Raw genomic sequence first — 21,454 nt, 5'->3', positions numbered from 1 at the left:
CCGTCGACATGAATGACAAGATCAGCGACCTGACCGTGCTGTTACCGACCATCGAAACGCCCACTCTGACGAAGGCGGAGTTGTCGGAAATGCTGTTCGACCGCCTGGGCCTCAACAAGCGTGAGTCCAAGGACATGGTCGAGGCGTTTTTCGAATCGGTGCAAGGTGCGCTGGTCGAGGGGCAGGATGTGAAACTGTCGGGCTTTGGCAACTTCCAGATCCGTCGCAAGGCCGCACGTCCGGGGCGCAATCCGCGCACTGGGGAAGTCATTCCCATTGAAGCCCGCAATGTCGTGACGTTCCACGCCAGTCAGAAACTCAAAGGCATGGTGCAGGGTGACGTTCCGTCTGACGAAGACTTGGAGTAAAGTCTGAACTCTTTGCCCGCTGCGGTTGATGCGGGCAAAGTTTTTCATGTTGGATTGACCTCAGGGACACATGGACCGCGTCGACAGCGCTTTGCCGCCCATTCCTGCCAAACGCTACTTCACCATCGGTGAGGTGAGTGAGTTGTGCCTGGTCAAGCCCTACGTGTTGCGTTATTGGGAGCAGGAGTTTGTCCAACTCAAGCCCATGAAGCGACGGGGTAACCGCCGCTACTACCAGCACCATGAGGTTTTGTTGATCCGTCGTATCCGCGAATTGCTGTACGAGCAGGGTTTCACCATCAGTGGTGCGCGCAACCAGTTGGCCGACGGGGCTTCGCAGGGGCATGTGGCCCCCGCATATGGGCATGATGACGATGTGCCTGTCGATGCTGCACAGGTCATGGGTGCCACTGGGTTGACCGCTCAGGCGGTGATGGCTGCGGCCGCAGCACACACGACGAGTCCTTCATCGTTCAGTCGTCCTTTGCAAGCCAGTGGCGCCACGGTCATCGGGGCTGCATGGGGTGCCCCCGATCTGACTGAACTGCAATCCGTCGATGCAAGAACAGTGCTGGCCTTGCGCGAAGCACTCGTGTCGATCCGAGATTTGTTGTCCTGATGCAAAAAATTCGCTCTGACTTGCAAAATACGGTTTTTCCATCATATAATTTAATTCTTGTCGGGGCGTAGCGCAGCCTGGTAGCGCACTTGCATGGGGTGCAAGGGGTCGCGAGTTCGAATCCCGCCGCCCCGACCAAGAAATAGCCGAAACCCGGTATCGAAAGATACCGGGTTTTCTGCTTTTTGGCGCCCCTGCACGCGATACGCGCCACATGCCGTCGGTCGGTGCGGTTCAGGTGAAAAGACTGGGGTGTGCGGACGTGACGTTGCGTGAGCCCCGAGATCAAGACGGGCTCACTTCAGGCGCTTCAGCTGCTTTTGGATGCTGCGATCAAATTCTTGCTGAAGCACAACCGGAAATGCGGCGCTGATCGAGCCGATGGCCAGAGGGCGCAGTCGCTCAAACAACGCCTTCAAGGGCTCCACCACATTGCCGTCGGTCGGCTTTCCCTTCGCTTTGGCGCTCTCTGCCTTGGCTGCCACATCTTTGGCCAGGTTCAGGAACAGTTGTTCCACATATGCCTTGGCAATGATGCGGGTGTGCTTGATCAACTCGTCTTGCAGGTCGAGAACGGTGTCGAGCGGCACATGCAATTCAGCCAACTGAATGCCGATGCGCTCCAGTGCAGGGCTGAGGATTTCGACCTCGTCCGGCCCAATGCGCCGGTAAAGCCCGTTCTGGCTCAGGCGCTCTTTCTGCTCAGGTGTGGCAGGGGTGGCCCAATGCGAGGCCATTTCTGACAAGGCCTTGCGCTTGGGCGCTTCTACGGTGAAGAAGGTGGTGGAGAACAGGCCGCTGATCAGCGAATACTCTGACCATGCCCCTTCCGGAGTGTTCTCCAGCATGTCCTTGATCGTGTCCAGGCGGAAGCCTTGCTGCCGCAGATCGCGGATCAGCTCCAGCTTGCCCTGATGCTCGTGGTCGTACAGCCCAAGTCGGCCCTTCAGCCGCGGCGGTGGCATGAGCCCGGCAGTCTGGTAAGCGCGGATGTTGCGCACGCTCACGCCCGTACGGGCCGACAACTCCTCCACCGTGATCTCCGGATCGGTGCTGTCTGGCGAGCGGACGGGGCGGGCGCGTGAAGAATTGGCAGATTTGCTTTGCATCGGCTGGGCGAACGCTGAATGGACGACATGATACCGATCGCATATTGCAGAGTTAATGTAACATTCGGTTTGTTGTGTTAATGCGGCTGGTCGTGCATGCGCGGTCGTCTGAGGTATTCATGGAAAAAATCTGGTTGAAGCACTACCCTGCCGGCATGCCGCAGGAAATCGACGCGAGCCAATACGGTTCGCTGGTGGCCCTGTTGGACGAGGCCATGCGCAAGTACAAGGACCGTGTGGCTTTCCGTTGCATGGGCGCAGCGCTGACTTACGCAGAGTTGGACGAGTTGTCGGCTCGTGTCGCGTCTTGGCTGCAGGCGAAAGGCCTGAAAAAAGGTAGCCGCGTGGCGGTGATGATGCCCAATGTGCTGCAGTACCCCGTGGTGGTTGCTGGGATCTTGCGCGCGGGATGTGTGGTGGTCAACGTCAACCCGATGTACACACCGCGTGAGTTGGAGCACCAGTTGCACGACAGCGGTGCCGAGGCCATTTTCATCCTCGAGAACTTTGCGACCACCCTGCAGGCCATCCAGGCGCGGGGGCATCTCAAGCATGTGGTCGTGGCGTCGATGGGCGACTTGATGGGGCTCGTGAAGGGCGCCTTGACCAACTTCGTGGTGCGCCGTGTGCGCAAGATGGTGCCTGCGTGGTCCCTGCCAGGACATCATCGGTTCGGTCAGGTGCTGACGGAGGGCGCGCGCCAGGCTTACAAGCCGGTCACACTCACCCCTGACGATGTGGCCTTTTTGCAGTACACGGGTGGTACCACCGGCGTCTCCAAGGGCGCTACGCTGCTGCAGCGAAACCTCCTCTCCAATGTGTTGCAGTGCGAGGCCTGGTTGATGAACGGCGTGGACCGTCAGGCCTTCCCGCAACTCAATGTGGTGTGCGCACTGCCGCTGTATCACATCTTCGCGCTGACGGTGTGCGCGCTCATGGGCATCCGCAATGGTGCCTGCATGCTGCTGATCCCGAACCCGCGCGACATCCCGGGCTTCATCAAGGAGCTGTCGCAGTTCCGCTTCCACCTGTTCCCCGCGGTCAATACGCTCTACAGCGGTCTGATGAACAACCCCGACTTTGCCAAGCTGGATTTCTCCAGCCTTCAAGTGACGATCGGTGGTGGCATGGCGGTGCAGCGTGTCGTGGCAGAGCGCTGGAAGGCGATCACGGGCAAGCCGATCATCGAAGGCTATGGCCTTTCGGAGACGTCGCCTGTGGCCACCTGTAACGCCAACAACATTGAGGTTTACACCGGCACCATCGGCCTGCCACTGCCCTCGACCGAAATTTCGATTCGAGATGATGATGGACAGGAAATGGCCCTGGGGCTGGCCGGCGAGATCTGCATCCGCGGTCCTCAGGTGATGGCCGGATACTGGCATCGCCCGGAAGAGACAGCCAAGGTCATGACGGCGGATGGTTTCTTCAAGACCGGCGACGTGGGGGTGATGGACGAGCAGGGCTACGTCAAGATCGTCGACCGCAAGAAGGACATGGTCCTGGTTTCAGGCTTCAATGTCTATCCGAACGAGGTGGAGGATGTGGCGGTTTCACACCCTGGTGTGCTGGAGGCCGCGGTGATTGGCGTGCCGGATGCACATTCCGGTGAGGCAGTGAAGTTGTTTGTGGTTCGTCGTGATCCGGAGTTGACGGTCGCCGATCTGGCCGAGTTCTGCAAGGAGCAGTTGACCGGCTACAAGCGACCCAAGTACATTGAATTCCGCGACGAGTTGCCCAAGTCCAACGTGGGCAAGATTTTGCGTCGTGAATTGCGTGACGCTGACCTGAAGAAAGCCGCCTGATCATGAGCTTCCTGACCAAGAAAATTGCCAGCGCGGCCCTGTCTGCCATGTTGTTGGCAGCGTTGCCCATGGCGCACGCTGCCCGTGAGGTGGGTGGCGTCCGTTTTGAGGATCAACTGACGCTGGCCGATCAGCCTCTGGTGCTCAACGGCGTTGGCATGCGTGTCAAGATGATCATCAAGGTCTACGCTGTGGGGCTGTATGTGCCTCGCCGCGATGCCTCGGCGGCATCGGTGCTGAACCAGCCTGGGCCCAAGAGTGTGCGCATTGTGTTGCTTCGCAATGTGTCGGCCGAGCAGTTGGCCGACAGCTTGGTGGCTGGCATCGAGGACAACGTTTCGTCGGCGGAGCAGGCTGTGCTGCGCAAGCGTCTGGATGCGTTGCAGTCCACCATGCTGAAGGTGGGGGAGGCCCAGAAGGGCTCGGTGATTCAGCTGGATTACGTCCCCGGACAGGGCACCCACATCACCTTGGGTGGCAAGGCACTGGGGCAAGACATTGCCGGGGAAGACTTCTACCGCGCCTTGTTGAAGATCTGGTTGGGTGAGCGTCCCTCGGACAACGCACTCAAGCGAGATTTGCTGGGCGTTTCTTGATGCCTCGGCGTCCTTGATGCAAAAAAGGCCGGTGTTTCAACCGGCCTTTTTTCTGCCTGAGCGAATGACAGGCGTGTGGTCAGCGGGTGCTCAGCACTTGATGCCCATGTGCATGGCGACCACACCGCCAGTCATGTTGTGCACATCGACATGGCCGAAACCGGCCTCCTTCATCATGGCCTTGAGTGTGGCCTGGTCAGGGTGCATGCGAATGGATTCCGCGAGGTATTGGTAGCTGGCGGCGTCTCCTGCGACGAGTTGACCAAGCTTGGGCAGCACTTTGAAGGAGTACCAGTCATAGACTTTCTCCAGCGGCTTGGCCACTTTGGAGAACTCCAGCACCAGCAAGCGGCCGCCCGGCTTGAGCACGCGGCACATTTCCTTGAGGGCGATGTCCTTGTGTGTCATGTTGCGCAGGCCGAAGGCCACCGTGACGATGTCGAAGGTGTCGGTCGGGAAGGGCAGCTTTTCAGCGTCGCACAGCGTGGTCGGCAGAGCCACGCCGCTGTTGAGCAGGCGGTCGCGACCGGTGCTCAGCATGGCCTCGTTGATGTCGGTGTGAACCACCATGCCACTGGGGCCAACGCGCTTGGCGAAGGCCTCGGACAGGTCGCCCGTGCCGCCGGCGATGTCGAGCACCTTGTGGCCTTCACGCACGCCGCTGGCGGCGATGGTGTAGGTCTTCCACAGGCGGTGCAGACCCATCGACATCAGGTCGTTCATGATGTCGTACTTGTTGGCGACGGAGTCGAACACACCGCGAACGCGTTGTGCCTTCTGGGACTCGTCAACCTGCTGAAAACCGAAGTGCGTGCTGCTCATGTCGGCATCTTACTACCGGGTTAGCCCGCTGTTGCCCCAGGGCCGGGGGAGAGGGCGCGCCCGCAGGCCACCCCGCTGGCCCAGGCCCACTGGAAGTTGTAGCCGCCCAGCCAGCCGGTCACGTCCACCACTTCGCCAATGAAGTACAGGCCGGGTACCTTCTTGCTTTCCATGGTTTGCGAGCTCAGCTCGCGGGTGTCCACGCCGCCGGCAGTCACCTCGGCCTTGGCATAGCCCTCGGTGCCGCTGGGCACGATGGACCAGGCGTTGGCCGACTGGCCCAGGGCGTCCAGGTCTTTGTCCTTGAGTTCGGCCAGGGCTGCATCGGGGCGCAGCGAGGGCGAGATGCGCACGGCCTGCTCAGCCAGCCACGTCTGCGCCAGGCGCTGCGGTACGGCTTCACCCAGGGCGCGAGCCCATTCTGTCGACAGTTGTTTGCGGGAGCCGGTCTTCGCTTGCTTGAGGCTGGCAGCCAGGTCGCGTTGCGGGGTGAGGTTCAGCGTGAGCGCCTGGCCGGGTTGCCAGTAGCTGGAAATTTGCAGGATGGCTGGGCCGCTCAGGCCACGGTGGGTGAAAAGCAGGTCTTCTAGGAACAGTGGGGCGCCGCCCTTGCCGCGTTTGCCCTTGGCGCCGCCGGTCGCTGGGGTGCTGACTTCGACCTCCAGCGAGATGCCGGCCATGGGCACAAACGGCGCCCAGGTGTCGGCTGCGAAGGTGAGCGGCACGAGGGCAGGGCGCAGGGGCAAGATCTGATGACCGAGCTGCGCCGCAAGATTCTGGCCGAAGTCGGTCGCGCCGATCTTGGGGATGGCCAGCCCGCCGGTCGCGATCACGACCTGGTGCGCCCGGATGAGGCCGCGGTCCGAGTCAATCTCGAAGCGCACGGCATCGGTGTCGGCGGCACCCAAGGGCCGGACGGCCTTCACGACGCAGGGCTGCCAGCGGGTGACCTGACCGGCCTCGCATTCGCGCAGCAGCATCTGGATGATGTCGTTGGCGCTGTGGTCGCAAAAGAGCTGGCCGCGGTGCTTCTCGTGCCAGGCGATGCCGTGGCGTTCGACCATGGCCAGAAAGTCCTGCGGGGTGAAGCCCGCCAGGGCCGAGCGGCAGAAGTGGGGGTTCTCGCTGAGGAAGTTGGCGGGTGTGACCTCACGGTTGGTGAAGTTGCAGCGCCCGCCCCCCGAGATGCGGATCTTTTCGGCGACTTTGGGAGCGTGGTCCAGCAGCAGGACCTTCAGGCCGCGCTGACCCGCCACGCTCGCACACATCAGACCGGCTGCGCCCGCACCGATCACCACCACATCGTAAGAAGACATGGCCCGATTGTCGCCGCTTCGGCCACCTGCCCGGCTGCAGTTCAGAAGCCGCTGTGGCCCAACGTCTGGCTGGGAGAGAACACCGGCAGGCCGTCATCGTCCTCGGCCGACACGAAGCGCGAGTCGCCCTGGCTGCGTGCTTCGTCCAAGGCTTGAGAGGCACGCCGGATGGCATCGGTCAGGTTCTCGTCAGGCTGCACTTGCACGACACCAAAACTGATGCTCAAAGGCTGTTGTTGCAAAGAGCGACGGTTGCGCTCTACATGCGCCACCATGCGTTGTGCCACGTGCAGGGCGTCCTTCACTGTGGTGTCGGTCAGCAGCGCGACGAACTCGTCGCCACCAAGACGGCCCATCAGGTCACGGGTGCGTAGCAGGCGTCTGGCACTGCCTGCCACGAGTTTGAGCGCTTCATCTCCCGCAGCGTGACCATGTTGTTCATTGATCTGCTTGAAGTGGTCGATGTCAAACAGCATCAAGGCGGCAGAGCCTGGCGCGCTCAGGCGCAGGGCCTGTGCGCCCATTTCGGTGAAATGACGCCGGTTAGGCAATTGCGTGAGCATGTCGAAGTCGGCCATGACGCGCAACTGCCGATGCGATTCACGCAGGTCGTGTTCAGTGCGTTCGTACGTGAGCAGCAGACAGATGTAGACCGAAAAGATCACGCCAGCCACCAAGGCCACGAGCACCGCAGGTTGTTGAATGTGATCGGGCGCGATGACAGGGGCTCCCCAACTGCTGAGGCCGGAAAGAAGCCGAGGCACCTGTATCAGAGCGGCCGAGACGAGGTAGAGCAGCAGAGCCTTCAGATAGACGCTTTGACGCCAGTCTCGGATGGCGTGGATCTGCCAGGCGGCATACAGGAAAAAGCCGATGCTGACGAAACTGAAACTGGCGACGCGCGCGCCCAGATCGTCGGGCATGTGTTGCTCAAGGGTCAGAAGGGCCCAGAAGCCCAGTACCAGCAGGGCGCCATCCATCCACTGCGGTGTGCGGAAGTCAGTGCGGGCGTAGAACTGCCGCATGCCCACCAGCATGGTCATGGGCCATTGCAACCACAGCAACACCGACAGGGCCGGCAGCCAGGGGTGGGTGTCGCGCAACAGCAGGCAGATGGCACTCAGCAGAGTCAGCCCCTGAGCGGCTGTCCACCACCAGAAACCACGGTAAGTGCGTTGGGTCAGGCCCACCAGCGTCATGATGACGGTGGTGGTCAGGAGCACCACGCACACCACCAAGGCCAGGGTCGGGAGATGAAGCGACATCGAAGAGGGTAGGAGACAGGGGGCTCCGGCCGAACGGCATCAGAGGCGGCAGATCTCGGCCACAATGATTGCAGGTTTTCGCTCTGCTGTAGTGAGATGCAGGGCATTTTGCTCCCCGCAGGAGGGGTGTGTCACCCCGCTTCCTGGGGTGCGGAACTGGGTGGAGAGTTCAGTCATGGCCATGGATGTGGTGGATTACGAGATCAAGGGTGCCGAGATGCAGTTCGTGGAGGTCGAACTCGACCCCGGCGAGGCGGCCATTGGCGAGGCCGGCAGCATGATGTTCATGGAGTCCGGCATCGAGATGGACACCGTTTTCGGAGACGGCTCAACGCAGCAAAGTGGTGGCCTGTTCGGCAAGTTGTTGGGGGCAGGCAAGCGTTTGGTCACCGGAGAAAGCCTCTTCACGACGGTTTACACCAACCAGGCCAGCGGCAAGAAGCGTGTGGCGTTTGGTGCGCCATATCCCGGCAAGATCCTTCCCATGGACCTGCGGCAACTGGGGGGTACGCTGATTTGCCAGAAAGACTCCTTCCTGTGCGCAGCGCGGGGGGTGTCCCTGGGCATTGCCTTGCAGAGAAAACTGGGCACGGGCTTCTTCGGTGGCGAGGGCTTCATCATGCAAAAGCTTGAAGGCGATGGCATGGCCTTCGTGCATGCGGGTGGCACCGTGGTACGCCGCGAGTTGCAGGCGGGCGAAACCCTCTACATCGACACCGGCTGTGTGGTGGCCTATACCCAGGGCGTCGATTTCGACATTCAGTACGTTGGCAAGATCAAGACGGCCTTGTTCGGCGGTGAGGGGCTGTTCCTGGCCCGTGTGACCGGGCCTGGGCACGTGTGGTTGCAGAGCTTGCCGTTCTCGCGTTTGGCGTCTCGCATCTTCGCTGCCGCGCCACAGGCTGGAGGCCGCGGTCGTGATGAAGGCTCACTGCTAACGGGCGTTGCCGGCGGTTCGCTGCTGGGTGGTCTGTTGGGCGGAGACCAGGAGTGACTGTGAACGTGCCGGTGGTGGGCCGCATGCTCGACGCGGCGTGGCGTGCCCTAGCATATTGCCTGATGCCGCAGGTCATCTGGTTGTCATTGCTGCCGCTGTTGCTGGCCGCCGTGGTGCTGGGAGGTTTGGCCTGGTGGGGCTGGTCGGATGGTGTCGCCTGGGTGCGTGGTCTTCTGGATGGCTGGGCCGTCAGTCAACATGTGCTCGCTGCGCTGGATGGCTGGGGCTTGTCACAACTGCGAATGGCGGTGGCCCCACTGGTCCTGGTGCTGGTGATCATTCCGCTGGTGGTGGTGATGTGCTTGCTGCTGGTGGCGGCGTTCATGACGCCAGCCTTGGTCAAGCTGGTGGTACGCCGTCGCTTTCCTGGGATGGTGTCGCGTCATCAGGCTTCTGTGTGGCACAGCCTGTGGTGGTCGTTCCGCGCGACGGTGCTGGCGCTGCTGATGCTTGCCGTGAGTTTGCCGCTGTGGTTGCTGCCTCCTTTGGCCGTGGTGTTGCCACCTTTGATTTGGGGCTGGCTGACTTATCGGGTGTTGGTGTTCGACACCTTGGCGGACTTTGCGACGCCAGCAGAACGCGAGACGTTGATGCAGGCGCACCGCACGCCTTTGCTGACGATGGGGGTTTTGGTTGGCTATCTGGGCGCGGCACCGGCGGCCCTGTGGGCCTTGGGGGTGTTGGCCCTGGCGTTGGCGCCCTTCATCTTGCTGTTGTCGGTGTGGATCTACACCTTGGTATTTGCGTTTGCCGCCTTGTGGTTTGCGCACTACCTGCTGCCGGCGCTGCATGCAATGCGTGCGGCTCCCACTTCTCTCGAACCTGTGACGCCACCGTTGGTGGCGGGTGAATCATCATGATCGGACTCATCATCATTGGCGATGAAATCCTCAGTGGACGTCGTCAGGACAAGCACCTGAGCAAAGCCATCGAATTGCTCGGTGAGCGTGGCATGGCGTTGTCCTGGGCTCGTTATGTCGGCGATGATCCGGAGCGGATCACGGCGGATCTGCGGCACGCCCTGAGCAGCGGCGATGTCGTGTTTTCCTTTGGCGGAATTGGTGCCACGCCTGATGACCATACCCGTGCGTGTGCGGGTCAAGCGGCAGGGCGCTCTCTGGTTCTGCACCCGGAGGCGAAAGAGCTCATCTTGCAACGCAGTCGTGAAATGGCTGAAGAGGCCGGCCAGGCATTTGACCCGGTTTCTCCAGACACGATGCGCCGTTTGCAGATGGGGTTCTTTCCGGAGGGGGCCACCATCATTCCCAACCCATACAACCGCATTCCAGGCTTCACGCTGGCGGGGCGCGTGCATTTCCTTCCGGGGTTTCCGGTGATGGCTTGGCCGATGATGGGCTGGGCGCTGGATCACCTGCATCAGGACTTGCACGGCAAGGTACAGGTGCGTGAGAAGTCCATCGTTGTCTACGGTGGGATCGAGTCGACTTTGACACCTTTGATGGTGTCGATCGAGGATCGTTTTGCGCCTGTCAAGGTGTTCAGCCTGCCGAGCGTGGATCATCCGGAGCATGGGCGTCACATCGAGCTGGGCGTGAAGGGGCGGGCGCAGGAGGTGGAGCAGGCATTCGAAGCCTTGCTGCAGGGCTTGTCCCAGTTTGGTGCGCAAACCGGCCCCATTTCGGTGCGCCAATGAGTTCGAGTTCATGTGTGCACCGATGTGGTGCGTTCGTGGGGTGGGGCTGTTCAGTTGCTGCGCCACTCGGTACATTTCCCACTGTTTCGGTGCAGCCCTGTGCCTGCATGTACCTCTGGGCGTTTTCTGCGCGCGCGGGCCAAACAAGGTAAGTCGGCACACTTTCTGCTAGTAAACTGGGCGCTGTTTCCGGATCTCTTGAAACAGCTTCAAATTTCTCGCTTTTACATTCAGCCTCTGGCTAGGAGCATCTGATGGCCAACAAGACCGTCGCCGACGTGATGAAGATGGTGAAGGACAACGAAGTCAAGTTCGTTGACTTCCGTTTTACCGACACCCGCGGCAAAGAGCAGCACACCACGGTTCCCGTTTCTCACTTTGACGAAGACAAGTTCGAATCGGGTCACGCCTTTGACGGCTCGTCGATCGCTGGTTGGAAGGGCATCGAAGCCTCCGACATGCTGCTGATGCCGGACGCCAACACGGCCAACATCGATCCTTTCTTTGAAGAGCCGACGCTGATCCTGACCTGCGATGTCATCGATCCGCATGACGGCAAGCCTTACGAGCGCGATCCCCGCTCTCTGGCCAAGCGCGCTGAAGCCTACCTGAAGGCTTCGGGCCTGGGCGACACCGCCTACTTCGGTCCGGAACCCGAGTTCTTCGTGTTCGACTCGATCCGCTGGGGCAACGAAATGTCCGGCAGCTTCTTCAAGATCGAATCGGAAGAAGGCGCCTGGAACACCGGTACCGCTTACGAGCACGGCAACAATGGCTACCGTCCCACCGTCAAGGGCGGCTACTTCCCCGTGCCTCCCGTGGACTCCGGTCACGACATGCGCTCGGAAATGTGCCTGATCCTGGAAAGCCTGGGCATTCCCGTTGAAGTGCACCACCATGAAGTGGCCAACGCCGGCCAAATGGAAATCGGCACCCGCTTCAGCACCCTGACCGAACGCGCTGACTGGCTGCAACTGCAGAAGTACGTGATCGTGAACGTGGCCAATGCCTATGGCAAGACCGCCACCTTCATGCCCAAGCCCATCGTTGGCGACAACGGTTCCGGCATGCACGTTCACCAGTCCATCTGGAAGGATGGCAAGAACCTGTTCGCTGGCGACGGCTATGCTGGTCTGAGCGAATTCGCCCTGTACTACATCGGCGGCATCATCAAGCACGCCCGTGCTCTGAACGCCATCACCAACCCCGGTACGAACTCGTACAAGCGTCTGGTGCCTGGCTTCGAAGCTCCGGTGAAGCTGGCTTACTCGGCCAAGAACCGCTCGGCCTCGATCCGTATTCCTTACGTCGCCAACCCGAAGGGCCGTCGTATCGAAGCACGTTTCCCCGATCCTTCCGCCAACCCGTACCTGGCCTTCTCGGCCCTGATGATGGCTGGTCTGGACGGCGTGGAAAACAAGATCCATCCGGGCGAAGCCGCCACGAAGGACCTGTACCACCTGCCGCCCGAAGAGGACGCTCTGGTGCCGACCGTCTGCCACAGCCTGGATCAGGCTCTGGAGTACCTGGACAAGGACCGCGCGTTCCTGACCAAGGGTGGCGTGTTCACCAACGAGTACATCGACGCCTACATTGAACTGAAGATGCAGGAAGTGACCCGTTTCCGCATGGCCACTCACCCGGTCGAGTTCGACATGTACTACAGCCTGTGATCCTTCGGGACCGGGCCTGGGAGTGACATCCCGATACAAAGGGCGGCGTGAGTCGCCCTTTTTTCTTGCCTCCGGCGCCTGCGCGTGCGGAACCGCTGGGGCATACTGGGATCGCACTTCAGGCTCAGAACGACACTCACCGGACATGATGCACTTCACCTTGTCACCTTCGCACGCTTTCTCACGGGCATGGCGCCCGATCGCTTGGCTGGCTTTGGCGCTGGCCCCGGTGGCGGGAGCGTATGCGCAGGTGTACCGCTGCCCAGGGAACCTGTATACCGATGCGCTCTCGCCCAAGGAGGCGGCAGCCAAAGGTTGCAAGACCCTGGATGGCGCACCCATCACGGTGATTCAGTCGAGCACGCCGCGTTCGTCAAGCGCAGGCACCCGAGGCCCGGGGGCTTCCGGCTCCAGCAGTTCGCCTGAAAACAAGGTGGCCTCCGATGAGCAGAAGGCGCGCGACACGGACGCCCGTCGCATTTTGGAAGCTGAGTTGCGCAAGGAGCAGGCCGCTTTGGAAGCCTTGAAGAAGGAATACAACGAGGGGCAGCCGGAGCGTCGTGGAGACGAGCGTAACTATCAGAAGTACCAAGACCGCGTCAATGAAATGAAGGCTGCCTTGACCCGCAAAGAGGCCGACGTGGCCTCTTTGCAGCGAGAGCTGAGCAAGTTCGGCGGCGCAAAGTAACGTATCCATGGATCCAGGGATGGAGCGATCCCCTAGTACACACGACAAAGGGCAGCTGGGCCTGATGCCATACAGCCTGCCAGCCAACCTGGAAACTCTGGATCATCTGGCCACCATGGTGTCTGTGGTGACACCTGATGGCTTGTGCCTGTTTGCCAACACGGCGTTTGAAGAGGCTCTGGGGCTGTCTCGGCGCGCGATGTTGGGCATGTCGATTTTCGACTGGTTGGTGGACGCCACGGTGCTGCGTGATGTCGTCGCCGCAGTGGCGCGCAACGATTACGCGACCAGTCGCCTGAGCGCTGAGTTGCGTCGTCACCTGCATCTGCAGGTGGGGGAGGTGATGTCGGTGCAGGTGATTGCCACCCGACTGGATCACGGGGATCTGGTGCTGGTGGAGTTGGTTGAAGCCGAGCAGCAGACGCGTCAGGAGCGTGAGGAGCGAGTGCTCGACCAAGCCAGGGCGAACAAGGAGTTGATCCGCAACCTGGCTCACGAGATCAAGAACCCGCTGGGGGGCATCCGGGGGGCGGCCCAGTTGCTGCAGATGGAGTTGGAGTCACGCTCGCTGACGGAGTACACCCAGGTCATCATCCATGAGGCTGACCGCCTGCAGCTGTTGGTGGACCGCTTGCTGGCCCCGCACCGTCGTCCGCATGTTGTGGGTGATGTGAACATCCATGAGGTCTGCGAAAGGGTGCGCTCGCTGATCCTGGCGGAGTTTCCGAGGGGCTTGCGGGTATGGCGTGATTACGACACGTCCTTGCCCGAGTTTCGGGGTGACCGCGAGCAGCTGATTCAAACCGTGCTGAATGTGGCCCACAACGCTGCGCAGGCCCTCACGGATCGCATCGCAAGCGGGGATGCCTTGTTGACACTGCGCACACGGGTGGCGCGCCGGGTGACGATCAACCGTCAGTTGCATCGCCTGGCATTGGTCTTGCATATCGAAGACAACGGCCCGGGGATTCCGGAGTCCATCCGTGATCGCATTTTTTACCCGCTGGTGTCGGGGCGTGACGGGGGTTCTGGCCTGGGACTCACTTTGGCTCAAACCTTCGTTCAACAGCATCAAGGCACCATCGAATGTGAAAGCGAGCCCGGACGCACGGTATTCAAGATCCTGATACCGCTGCCCTGAAGTCCGGTCTGGCGATCCATGCGGTTCGGGATGCCCTAACCAGTCCACAGCATGAAACCCATCTGGATCGTTGACGACGACCAATCCATCCGCTTTGTGCTCGAGAAGGCACTGGCGCGCGAGGAACTTCCCGTGCGCAGCTTCACCAACCCCCGCGATGTGCTGATTGCGCTGAATGACGACGAGCCGCAGGTGCTGGTGTCGGACATCCGCATGCCCGGGGGCTCGGGCATTGACCTGCTGAGCAAGGTCAAAGAACGTCTGCCGGGCCTGCCGGTCATCATCATGACGGCCTACTCCGATCTGGACAGCGCGGTGTCGGCTTTCCAGGGCGGTGCCTTCGAGTACCTGCCCAAGCCCTTTGACCTGCCCAAAGCGATTGAGTTGATTCGTCGCGCGGTGGATGAGAGTGTGCGCGAGGAGGTGATCGATGAGCGTGTCACCCAGATGCCCGAGATGCTGGGGCAGGCGCCGGCCATGCAGGATGTGTTCCGCGCGATTGGGCGACTGAGTCAGAGCAATGTGACGGTGTTGATCACCGGTGAGTCGGGCTCGGGCAAGGAGTTGGTGGCCCGTGCGCTGCACAAACACAGCCCACGTGGCAACGGGCCCTTCGTGGCGATCAACACCGCAGCGATTCCAAAGGACTTGCTGGAGTCGGAGCTGTTTGGCCATGAGCGTGGTGCCTTCACTGGTGCGCAGACGATGCGTCGTGGACGTTTCGAGCAGGCCGATGGGGGCACTCTGTTCCTCGACGAAATCGGCGACATGCCTTTCGACCTGCAGACCCGTTTGCTACGGGTGCTCAGCGATGGGCAGTTCTACCGCGTGGGCGGTCATCACCCGATCAAGAGCAATGTGCGTGTGATTGCGGCGACTCACCAGAATCTGGAGGATCGGGTGAGGCAGGGCGTATTCCGGGAGGACTTGTTCCATCGCCTCAATGTGATCCGTTTGCGCTTGCCACCGCTGCGCGAGCGCCGAGAGGACATTCCAACGCTGGCGCGGTTTTTCCTGCAAAAGAGCGCCAAGGATCTGGGTGTGGAGGCCAAGCGTATCTCCGAGGCGGCACTGGCGCGTTTGGCAGCATTTGACTTTCCCGGCAACGTGCGTCAGTTGGAGAACGTTTGCCACTGGCTGACGGTGATGGCCCCGGCACAGGTGATCGAGAGCAAGGATCTGCCGCCTGAGTTGCTGGACAGCCATGCCGATCCTTTGGCGCCATTGGCGCCGTTGAATGGCATGCCATCGGCCTTGTCGAGCCTGCCAGTGGCCGAAACGCCGACGATTTCCGCGCCAGCCTCGTTGGGGGACACCTTGTTGAACCCCAGCGGGGGCATGCCAGTGGGCACGGTTTCTGGCGGTTTCCATCACGACTTACCGGGCGTGTCAGATGCTGTTTCACCCGGGTCTCTGACCGATGTGCTGGGCGTGTCGGCCCCTCCCGCTTGGCTGCGTGATCTGGAGCGGGATGCTCGCCATCGTCTGGAGGTGGGTCAGCCGGATGTGTGGGACGCACTGACTCGCCAATTCGAGGCTTGCATGATTCACACGGCGCTGGAGTTGACGCGAGGTCGCCGCATTGAGGCGGCTCAGAAGTTGGGCATTGGGCGAAATACCATCACACGCAAGATCCAGGAACTTGGCATGGACGAGTGAGAGACAGGTCGCGCGGCCTGCCTGCCTCGGCTACAGTGAGCGCATGGTGTCACATGGATGCATGTGGCGCGTAGGTGATCATGAGTCGAGGTTGTGGGTATGAAGCAAATGATGTCGGTGGCCGCCAAGGCCTTGTCTGTGGTGTCGCTGTGTGTGTTGGCGGCGTGTTCGACCACCAGTCCGGATGTGATCAAGCCGGGTGATGCCCAACGCCTGTCTCAGGTGGCCGATGGGGTTGTGCTTAACGTGCGCCCCGTGGTCGTCGAGGGCAGCCAAAGTGGTATTGGTGGGGGGACGGGGGCCGTCATTGGTGGCATTGCGGGTGCTGGCGGCACAAGCAACCCCCGTGGTTCGGCCATGGCCGGTGTGGCCGGTGCCGTGGTCGGCGCCGTGGTTGGTAATGCCGTGGAGCGTTTTGGCACCCGTGAGGATGCGGTGGAAATCCTGCTGCAGTTGTCGACCGGTGAACGTCGTGCCATCGTGCAGGCAGAGGGCAATGAGACGTTCAAGCCGGGTGATGCCGTGATCCTGGTGACGACCGGTGGCAAGACCCGTGTGATGTTGGCGCCCAAGGTCAAGGTGCCTCGCTGAACGCGAGGGTGGGGTCCCTGCCCAACCCGCAGGCGTTCAGCTTTGCATGCTGCTGACCGTGCTGCGGAAGCGTTTGAGGGCCGCTACGAAGAAGGCGGTTCCGATCAACCCGATGGCCGCGAATTGGGGCCACACGATGCTCAGGTCAGCACCTCGGTAGAGGATGGCTTGGGCAAAGCTGACGAAGTGCGTGGTGGGCGCGCCCATCATGAGGTAGCGCACCAGGTCCGGCATGCTCTCGCGCGGTGTCATGCCGCCGGACAGGATTTGCAGGGGCAGCAGCACCAGGATCATCAGCAGGCCCATTTGCGGCATGGAGCGCGCCACGGTGCCCAGGTAGATGCCCATCGAGGTGGTGGCAAACAGGTGCAGGGCGCATCCGGTCAGGAACAGGCCGATCGAGCCACTGACGGGCATGCCCAGCGCATCTCGCAGCACGAACTGCAGGGCCAGGGCTGTGGCCAGCAAGACGACCGCGCCCATGGCCCAGACCTTGGCCAGCATGATTTCCGACGGTTTCAGCGGCAACACCAGCAGGTGCTCGATGGTGCCGTGTTCGCGCTCGCGGATCAGGGCCGCGCCGGTCAGCACGATGGACAGCATCGTGATGTTGTTGATCAACTCCATCACGCCCATGAACCAAGTGTTGTCCAGCGCCGGGTTGAAGCGGTTGCGCAAGGCCAGGTCCACGATGGGCGTGCTCACTGTCCGCTCGCCGGACGGGTACTCGGCCACCTCGCCCAGGGCGATGCTCTGGATGTAGCTGGCACCGAGGAAAGCTTGGCTCATCTGGGTGGCGTCCACATTCAGCTGGATGGTAGGCTGCTTGCCCGCGAGGACATCGCTCTGGAAGTCCGGCGGGATGTCCATCACGAAGGTGAAGCGGCCTGCGTCCATGCCCGCGTCCATGTCCTGCAGACCGATGGCCGTGGGCTTCATGAAGGTGGGCGGATAGAAGGCATTGACGATGCGCTGTGACAGGGGCGACTGGTCTTCGTCCACCACGGCGATGGCGGCGCGGTGCAGGCGGTCGGGCGCGGCCTTGGCTGCGGTGTAGAGCGCGCCGGAGAAGGCCCAGATGACGAAGAGCAGCAGCAGGCGGTCGCGCCACAGGCTGCGCAGTTCCTTGAGCCCGAGTTGCCAGATGTGGCCGATGTAGGTGAGCACGCTGTTCATGTGTCCTGCTTTTTCAGAAGGAGGACGCTGGCCAGGGTCAGCACCGGGATGATGAGCAGCAGCGGGACGAAGTAGGTCCACAGGTCGGTCAGGCCCAGAGCCTTGGAGTAGGTGCCGCGGCTGATGATGAGGAAGGGGCCGGTGGGATAGATCTGGCCCATCAAGGCTCCCACGCCTTCGAGGGACGAGACCGGGTTGATCAGGCCGGAAAACTGGATGGCCGGCAGCATGGTGGCCAGCGCGGTGCCGAAGATCGCCGCGATCTGGCTGCCGGTGAAGGTGGACATCAGCAGGCCGAAACCGGTGGAGGCGGTGACGTAAAGCAATGCGCCGATGAACAGCGTGAGGAAGCTGCCTTTCAGTGGCACGCCAAAGCCCCAGATGGCCATGGCCGTCATCAACAGGAAGCTCAACAGCGCGGTGCCGATGTAGGGCAGTTGCTTGCCCAGCAGGAATTCGAGTTTGGTGACGGGGGTGACGTAGAGGTTGGTGATGGAGCCCAGTTCTTTTTCACGCACCACACCGAGGGCGGTGAGCATGGCCGGGATGAACATCAGCAAGATGGGGATGACGGCCGGCACCATGGCGTAAAGGCTCTTGACGTCGGGGTTGTAGCGGTAGCGCACTTCCAGCGAGGCGGGGGAGGCGACCTGGATGCCATGTAGGGTGAGTTGCTCGGCCAGGTAGGTGGCGTGCAGGCCCTGGACGTAGCCGGACACCGTTTCGGCCCGTTGCGGCATGGCGCCATCCACCCACACGCCGATGGTGGTTGGGCGACCGCGCCGCAGGTCGGCAGAGAAGTTGGGCGGGATCTCGATGGCCAGGCTCAGCTCGCCGCTGCGCATGCGTCGGTCAAGGTCTGCTTCGCTTTGCAGCGGGGGCTCTTCGAGGAAGTAGGGCGAGCCAGAGATGTTGAGCACGTAGTCGCGGCTGATGGCGGTCTGGTCGCGGTCGAGCACGGCAAAGCGCAGGTCCTGCACGTCCAGGCTGATGCCGTAGCCCATGATGATCATCAAGAGGGCCGAGCCGATCAGGGCCAGGGTCAGTCGGATGCGGTCGCGTTGCAGCTCCAGCGATTCGCGGTGGGCGTAGCTCAGCAGGCGAGCGAGGCTGAAGCGGGCGGGGCGGCGGTGTGAGGTGGTGGGGGGCGATGCAGGAGCAGGGACGGCAGCAGTGGCCTGACCGGCCGTGTGGGGCTCACCTCTGGACTCTTCTGGGGTTGCTCGTGGCAGAGGCGGCGAGCTCGCCGCCGGTGATGTCCCAGGCACCTTGTCCTGGGAGGCCTGGGCCTGCTCCAGCAATTCAATGAAGGTGTCTTCCAGCTTGTCGTGACCGTGGCGCTGCATCAGCTCGGCGGGTGTGCCGCTGTCGAGCACGCGCCCGGCGTGCATCAGCGAGATCCGGTCGCAGCGCTGGGCCTCGTTCATGAAGTGGGTGGAGATGAACAGCGTCACGCCGTCCTGGCGCGAGAGCTGGAGCATCAGCTCCCAGAACTGGTCGCGCGCGATCGGATCTACGCCCGAGGTCGGCTCGTCCAGGATGAGCATGTCGGGCCCGTGCACCACCGCCACGGCCAGCGACAGGCGCTGTCGCACGCCCAAGGGCAGCTTCTCGGGCAGTTCGTCGGCGACCTCGGTCAGCCCGAAGCGGGTCATCATCTCGGCGATGCGGGCTTCGCGCTGCGCAGCGGGCACCTGGAAGATGCGTGCGTGCAGGTCGAGGTTCTGGCGTACGGTCAGCTCGCCGTACAGCGAGAAAGCCTGCGACATGTAGCCCACGCGGCGGCGCACCGACAGGTCGTGCGCGTTGACCGACTGGCCGAACAGCTCGGCATGGCCTTCACTGGGTGGCAAGAGGCCGGTGAGCATCTTCATCGTCGTGGTCTTGCCACAGCCGTTGGAGCCCAGGAAGCCGAAGATCTCGCCACGGTGGATGCTCAAATTGACCCGGTCAACCGCCGTGAAGTCGCCAAAGCGACAGGTGAGGTCGTGGGCTTCGATCGCGATCTCGCCGTCGGCGCTGGAACGGGGGGGCACGACCAGCTCGCGATGGCCTTCGCGACGCTGCTCGGGCAGCAGGGCGATGAAGGCGGCCTCCAGTGAGTCGCGCTGGGTGCGCTGGCGCAGCTCGGCCGGGGTGCCGGTGGCGAGCACGCGGCCGGCGTCCATGGCGATCAGGTGGTCGAAGCGCTCGGCTTCTTCCATGTAGGCGGTGGCCACCAGCACGCTCATGCCGGGGCGCCGCGCGCGGATGCGGTCGATCAGCTCCCAGAACTGGCGGCGTGACAGCGGGTCCACGCCGGTGGTGGGCTCGTCCAGAATCAGCAGATCGGGGTCGTGGATGAGGGCGCAGCACAGGCCGAGCTTCTGCTTCATGCCGCCTGAGAGCTTGCCGGCCGGTCGGTCGGCAAAGGGAGCGAGGCCGGTGGCCTGCAGCAGGTCGGCCATGCGGGCCTGGCGCTCGGCGGGGGCGTGGCCGAACAGACGACCAAAGAAGTCGACGTTCTCGGCCACCGACAGCGTGGCATACAGGTTCTTGCCCAGGCCTTGCGGCATGTAGGCAATGCGCGGGCACACGTCACGCCGGTGGGCGGTGCGGGCCATGTCGCCGTCAAGCACCTGTATCTGACCCGCCTGGATGCGGCGGGCGCCGGCCAGCAGGGCCAGCAGGGTGGACTTGCCAACGCCGTCCGGCCCGATGAGACCGACCATGCACCCTGCAGGGATGTTCACGCTGACATCGTCGAGCGCGGTGATCCGCTTGTAGCGGTGGGTGAGGCCCTGGACCTGGGCCACGGACCGGGTCGCGGAGGGGTTCACGGTGCGGAGGCGGTGGCCGGAGCGGATGCGGGTGCCGAGGCATTGGCAGGTGCCGGGGCAGGCTCGGCAGGCAGCTTCACGGCCAACTTCTCGGGCCAAGGGGCATTGGCGTCAATGCGCACATGGGCCATGCCCGGCATGCCGGTCTTGACCTGGTTGGTGTAGCGGGCCAGCAGTTGGGGGTCGATGTGCGCGCGTACCTTGAACATCAGCTTCTGGCGTTCCACGGCGGTCTCGACGGTCTTGGGCGTGAACTGGGCCACGCTGGCCACGAAGGTGACCTTGGCTGGGATCACATATTGCGGGGCTGCGTCCAGCACCAGACGGGCCTCGCTGCCAATCGCCACACGGCCGGCTGCGGTTTCAGGCAGGAAGAAGGTCATGTAGACGTCGCTCAGATCGACCATGGACAGCACACGGCCGCCACCGCCGAGCACCTCGCCTTCCTGCGCCGCACGGACCTGGATGCGGCCGTCGCGCGGTGCCTTCAGGGTGGCGTCGGCGAGGTCGGCTTCGATGCGCTTGACACTGGCCTGCGCCGTTTCAATCGCCGATTGCGCTTCGGTGCGCTGGGATTCGGTGGTGGTGATGGCGGTACGGGCTTCGGCCACCTGCGAGCGTGCGGCGCTCAAAGCAGCGCGTGCACCTTGCAGTTGCGCATTGGCCTCGTCGAGCTTTTGAGGCGGCAGGAAGCCTTGGGCGACCAGCTCCTTGGCACGCTGATATTCTTTGCTCACCAAGGCCAGTTGGGCTTCGCGCTGGGCGACCTGGGCCGAAGCCGTGGTCACCGCCTGTTGGCGTTGAGCCAGCAGTGCATCGACAGTGGCGCTGGCTTGCTGGGCTTGGCGGACCTGCGCTTGTGCACGGGCCAGATCGGCTTCCAGCAAAGCGGTGTCCATGATGGCCAGGGTCTGGCCCGCCTTCACGTTGTCACCCTCCCGCACCAGCACCTGTTTGATACGGCCCCCAGTCTTGGTGGCGATGTCGGTGTCGGTGGCTTCCAGTCGGCCATTGCCGCTGGCGATGCTGGGCGGCAAGCCTTGAGGCTTGAGGCGCTGCCAGCCCAGCACGCCGCCGCCCACGGCCAGGGCCACGGCTCCCCAGATGAGGATTTGTCGGAGCTTGGCGCGCGAAGCGGGGGTGGATTCGGACATGG

19 protein-coding genes and 1 tRNA gene are annotated in these 21,454 nt (G+C 62.4%); 13 read left to right on the top strand and 7 right to left on the bottom strand.

What is annotated here, in order from left to right; all coding sequences use genetic code 11:
• Positions 1-8: 8 nt before the first annotated feature.
• The 3 genes from WIT60_RS03710 to WIT60_RS03700 all read left to right on the top strand — a co-directional run bounded on the left by WIT60_RS03710 (position 9) and on the right by WIT60_RS03700 (position 1,125).
• Entirely contained in the window at positions 9-368 is a 360-nt protein-coding gene (locus WIT60_RS03710) for an integration host factor subunit alpha (RefSeq protein ID WP_339582594.1), read from the top strand.
• A gap of 70 nt (positions 369-438) precedes the next feature.
• Positions 439-987: a MerR family transcriptional regulator gene (locus tag WIT60_RS03705; protein WP_339582593.1), complete on the top strand. Its 549-nt coding sequence runs from the start codon at positions 439-441 to the stop codon at positions 985-987.
• A gap of 61 nt (positions 988-1,048) precedes the next feature.
• Positions 1,049-1,125 (top strand) — tRNA-Pro (locus tag WIT60_RS03700).
• Between the two features lie 158 nt (positions 1,126-1,283).
• On the opposite strand, the gene WIT60_RS03695 is transcribed toward WIT60_RS03700, so the two are convergent.
• On the bottom strand, positions 1,284-2,096 hold the full coding sequence (locus tag WIT60_RS03695) for a MerR family transcriptional regulator (RefSeq protein ID WP_339582592.1): 813 nt from the start codon (positions 2,094-2,096) through the stop codon (positions 1,284-1,286).
• Positions 2,097-2,215: 119 nt separating this feature from the next.
• Here WIT60_RS03695 and WIT60_RS03690 point away from each other — a divergent pair, with 119 nt between their 5' ends.
• Together WIT60_RS03690 and WIT60_RS03685 are read left to right on the top strand one after the other, a co-directional pair.
• Complete coding sequence (locus tag WIT60_RS03690) at positions 2,216-3,901, top strand: long-chain-fatty-acid--CoA ligase (protein ID WP_339582591.1); 1,686 nt, start codon at positions 2,216-2,218, stop codon at positions 3,899-3,901.
• 2 nt (positions 3,902-3,903) lie between these two features.
• Positions 3,904-4,497 carry a chalcone isomerase family protein gene (locus WIT60_RS03685; RefSeq protein ID WP_339582590.1) on the top strand — a complete coding sequence of 198 codons (594 nt, stop codon included), beginning with the start codon at positions 3,904-3,906 and terminating at the stop codon, positions 4,495-4,497.
• A gap of 90 nt (positions 4,498-4,587) precedes the next feature.
• Here WIT60_RS03685 and ubiE read toward each other — a convergent pair whose 3' ends face one another.
• The 3 genes from ubiE to WIT60_RS03670 are packed head-to-tail and all read right to left on the bottom strand — an operon-like array spanning position 4,588 to position 7,900.
• Complete coding sequence (ubiE, locus tag WIT60_RS03680) at positions 4,588-5,319, bottom strand: bifunctional demethylmenaquinone methyltransferase/2-methoxy-6-polyprenyl-1,4-benzoquinol methylase UbiE (protein WP_339582589.1); 732 nt, start codon at positions 5,317-5,319, stop codon at positions 4,588-4,590.
• 20 nt (positions 5,320-5,339) lie between these two features.
• Complete coding sequence (locus tag WIT60_RS03675) at positions 5,340-6,635, bottom strand: BaiN/RdsA family NAD(P)/FAD-dependent oxidoreductase (RefSeq protein WP_339582588.1); 1,296 nt, start codon at positions 6,633-6,635, stop codon at positions 5,340-5,342.
• A gap of 41 nt (positions 6,636-6,676) precedes the next feature.
• Positions 6,677-7,900, bottom strand: a complete 1,224-nt coding sequence (locus WIT60_RS03670; RefSeq protein WP_339582587.1) for a GGDEF domain-containing protein — start codon at positions 7,898-7,900, stop codon at positions 6,677-6,679.
• Between the two features lie 175 nt (positions 7,901-8,075).
• On the opposite strand from WIT60_RS03670, the gene WIT60_RS03665 reads away from it, so the two are divergent.
• The 8 genes from WIT60_RS03665 to WIT60_RS03630 all read left to right on the top strand — a co-directional run bounded on the left by WIT60_RS03665 (position 8,076) and on the right by WIT60_RS03630 (position 16,303).
• Positions 8,076-8,894: a TIGR00266 family protein gene (locus tag WIT60_RS03665; protein ID WP_339582586.1), complete on the top strand. Its 819-nt coding sequence runs from the start codon at positions 8,076-8,078 to the stop codon at positions 8,892-8,894.
• Positions 8,891-9,757 carry an EI24 domain-containing protein gene (locus tag WIT60_RS03660; protein WP_339582585.1) on the top strand — a complete coding sequence of 289 codons (867 nt, stop codon included), beginning with the start codon at positions 8,891-8,893 and terminating at the stop codon, positions 9,755-9,757. The genes WIT60_RS03665 and WIT60_RS03660 overlap by 4 nt, the downstream gene beginning before the upstream one ends.
• On the top strand, positions 9,751-10,551 hold the full coding sequence (locus WIT60_RS03655; protein ID WP_339582742.1) for a competence/damage-inducible protein A: 801 nt from the start codon (positions 9,751-9,753) through the stop codon (positions 10,549-10,551). Before WIT60_RS03660 ends, WIT60_RS03655 begins: the two co-directional genes overlap by 7 nt.
• Positions 10,552-10,805: 254 nt before the next feature.
• Positions 10,806-12,224, top strand: a complete 1,419-nt coding sequence (glnA, locus tag WIT60_RS03650; RefSeq protein ID WP_339582584.1) for a type I glutamate--ammonia ligase — start codon at positions 10,806-10,808, stop codon at positions 12,222-12,224.
• A 145-nt stretch (positions 12,225-12,369) separates the two neighbouring features.
• Positions 12,370-12,912, top strand: a complete 543-nt coding sequence (locus tag WIT60_RS03645) for an HlyD family secretion protein (RefSeq protein ID WP_339582583.1) — start codon at positions 12,370-12,372, stop codon at positions 12,910-12,912.
• Between the two features lie 64 nt (positions 12,913-12,976).
• Positions 12,977-14,053 carry a nitrogen regulation protein NR(II) gene (gene glnL / locus WIT60_RS03640; protein ID WP_339582582.1) on the top strand — a complete coding sequence of 359 codons (1,077 nt, stop codon included), beginning with the start codon at positions 12,977-12,979 and terminating at the stop codon, positions 14,051-14,053.
• Positions 14,054-14,104: 51 nt separating this feature from the next.
• Positions 14,105-15,712, top strand: coding sequence for a nitrogen regulation protein NR(I) (gene ntrC / locus WIT60_RS03635; protein WP_339582581.1), 1,608 nt, complete (start codon positions 14,105-14,107; stop codon positions 15,710-15,712).
• 99 nt (positions 15,713-15,811) lie between these two features.
• A complete protein-coding gene (locus tag WIT60_RS03630; RefSeq protein ID WP_339582580.1) occupies positions 15,812-16,303 on the top strand; it encodes a hypothetical protein in 492 nt (163 codons plus the stop codon).
• A gap of 36 nt (positions 16,304-16,339) precedes the next feature.
• On the opposite strand, the gene WIT60_RS03625 is transcribed toward WIT60_RS03630, so the two are convergent.
• From WIT60_RS03625 to WIT60_RS03615, 3 genes are read right to left on the bottom strand one after another with little or no spacing between them, the layout of a single operon-like run.
• Positions 16,340-17,479 carry an ABC transporter permease gene (locus WIT60_RS03625; RefSeq protein WP_339582579.1) on the bottom strand — a complete coding sequence of 380 codons (1,140 nt, stop codon included), beginning with the start codon at positions 17,477-17,479 and terminating at the stop codon, positions 16,340-16,342.
• Complete coding sequence (gene rbbA, locus WIT60_RS03620; protein ID WP_339582578.1) at positions 17,476-20,298, bottom strand: ribosome-associated ATPase/putative transporter RbbA; 2,823 nt, start codon at positions 20,296-20,298, stop codon at positions 17,476-17,478. Before rbbA ends, WIT60_RS03625 begins: the two co-directional genes overlap by 4 nt.
• Positions 20,295-21,452, bottom strand: a complete 1,158-nt coding sequence (locus tag WIT60_RS03615) for an HlyD family secretion protein (protein ID WP_339582577.1) — start codon at positions 21,450-21,452, stop codon at positions 20,295-20,297. The genes rbbA and WIT60_RS03615 overlap by 4 nt, the downstream gene beginning before the upstream one ends.
• Between the last annotated feature and the right edge of the window lie 2 nt (positions 21,453-21,454).

It is taken from the genome of Aquabacterium sp. G14, assembly GCF_037482285.1.
Taxonomy (GTDB): Bacteria; Pseudomonadota; Gammaproteobacteria; order Burkholderiales; family Burkholderiaceae_C; genus Aquabacterium.
Note: the sequence above shows the minus strand (reverse complement) of the source record. Positions and strands in the feature narration are given on the sequence as shown.

Excerpts from the sequence above, each read along its gene's own strand:
- WIT60_RS03710 (WP_339582594.1), top strand. The coding sequence starts at position 9 with ATGAATGACAAGATCAGCGACCTGACCGTGCTGTTACCGACCATCGAA.
- WIT60_RS03705 (WP_339582593.1), top strand. The coding sequence starts at position 439 with ATGGACCGCGTCGACAGCGCTTTGCCGCCCATTCCTGCCAAACGCTAC.
- WIT60_RS03695 (WP_339582592.1), bottom strand. The coding sequence starts at position 2,096 with ATGCAAAGCAAATCTGCCAATTCTTCACGCGCCCGCCCCGTCCGCTCG.
- WIT60_RS03690 (WP_339582591.1), top strand. The coding sequence starts at position 2,216 with ATGGAAAAAATCTGGTTGAAGCACTACCCTGCCGGCATGCCGCAGGAA.
- WIT60_RS03685 (WP_339582590.1), top strand. The coding sequence starts at position 3,904 with ATGAGCTTCCTGACCAAGAAAATTGCCAGCGCGGCCCTGTCTGCCATG.
- ubiE (WP_339582589.1), bottom strand. The coding sequence starts at position 5,319 with ATGAGCAGCACGCACTTCGGTTTTCAGCAGGTTGACGAGTCCCAGAAG.
- WIT60_RS03675 (WP_339582588.1), bottom strand. The coding sequence starts at position 6,635 with ATGTCTTCTTACGATGTGGTGGTGATCGGTGCGGGCGCAGCCGGTCTG.
- WIT60_RS03670 (WP_339582587.1), bottom strand. The coding sequence starts at position 7,900 with ATGTCGCTTCATCTCCCGACCCTGGCCTTGGTGGTGTGCGTGGTGCTC.
- WIT60_RS03665 (WP_339582586.1), top strand. The coding sequence starts at position 8,076 with ATGGCCATGGATGTGGTGGATTACGAGATCAAGGGTGCCGAGATGCAG.
- glnA (WP_339582584.1), top strand. The coding sequence starts at position 10,806 with ATGGCCAACAAGACCGTCGCCGACGTGATGAAGATGGTGAAGGACAAC.
- WIT60_RS03645 (WP_339582583.1), top strand. The coding sequence starts at position 12,370 with ATGATGCACTTCACCTTGTCACCTTCGCACGCTTTCTCACGGGCATGG.
- glnL (WP_339582582.1), top strand. The coding sequence starts at position 12,977 with ATGCCATACAGCCTGCCAGCCAACCTGGAAACTCTGGATCATCTGGCC.
- ntrC (WP_339582581.1), top strand. The coding sequence starts at position 14,105 with ATGAAACCCATCTGGATCGTTGACGACGACCAATCCATCCGCTTTGTG.
- WIT60_RS03630 (WP_339582580.1), top strand. The coding sequence starts at position 15,812 with ATGAAGCAAATGATGTCGGTGGCCGCCAAGGCCTTGTCTGTGGTGTCG.
- WIT60_RS03625 (WP_339582579.1), bottom strand. The coding sequence starts at position 17,479 with ATGAACAGCGTGCTCACCTACATCGGCCACATCTGGCAACTCGGGCTC.
- WIT60_RS03615 (WP_339582577.1), bottom strand. The coding sequence starts at position 21,452 with ATGTCCGAATCCACCCCCGCTTCGCGCGCCAAGCTCCGACAAATCCTC.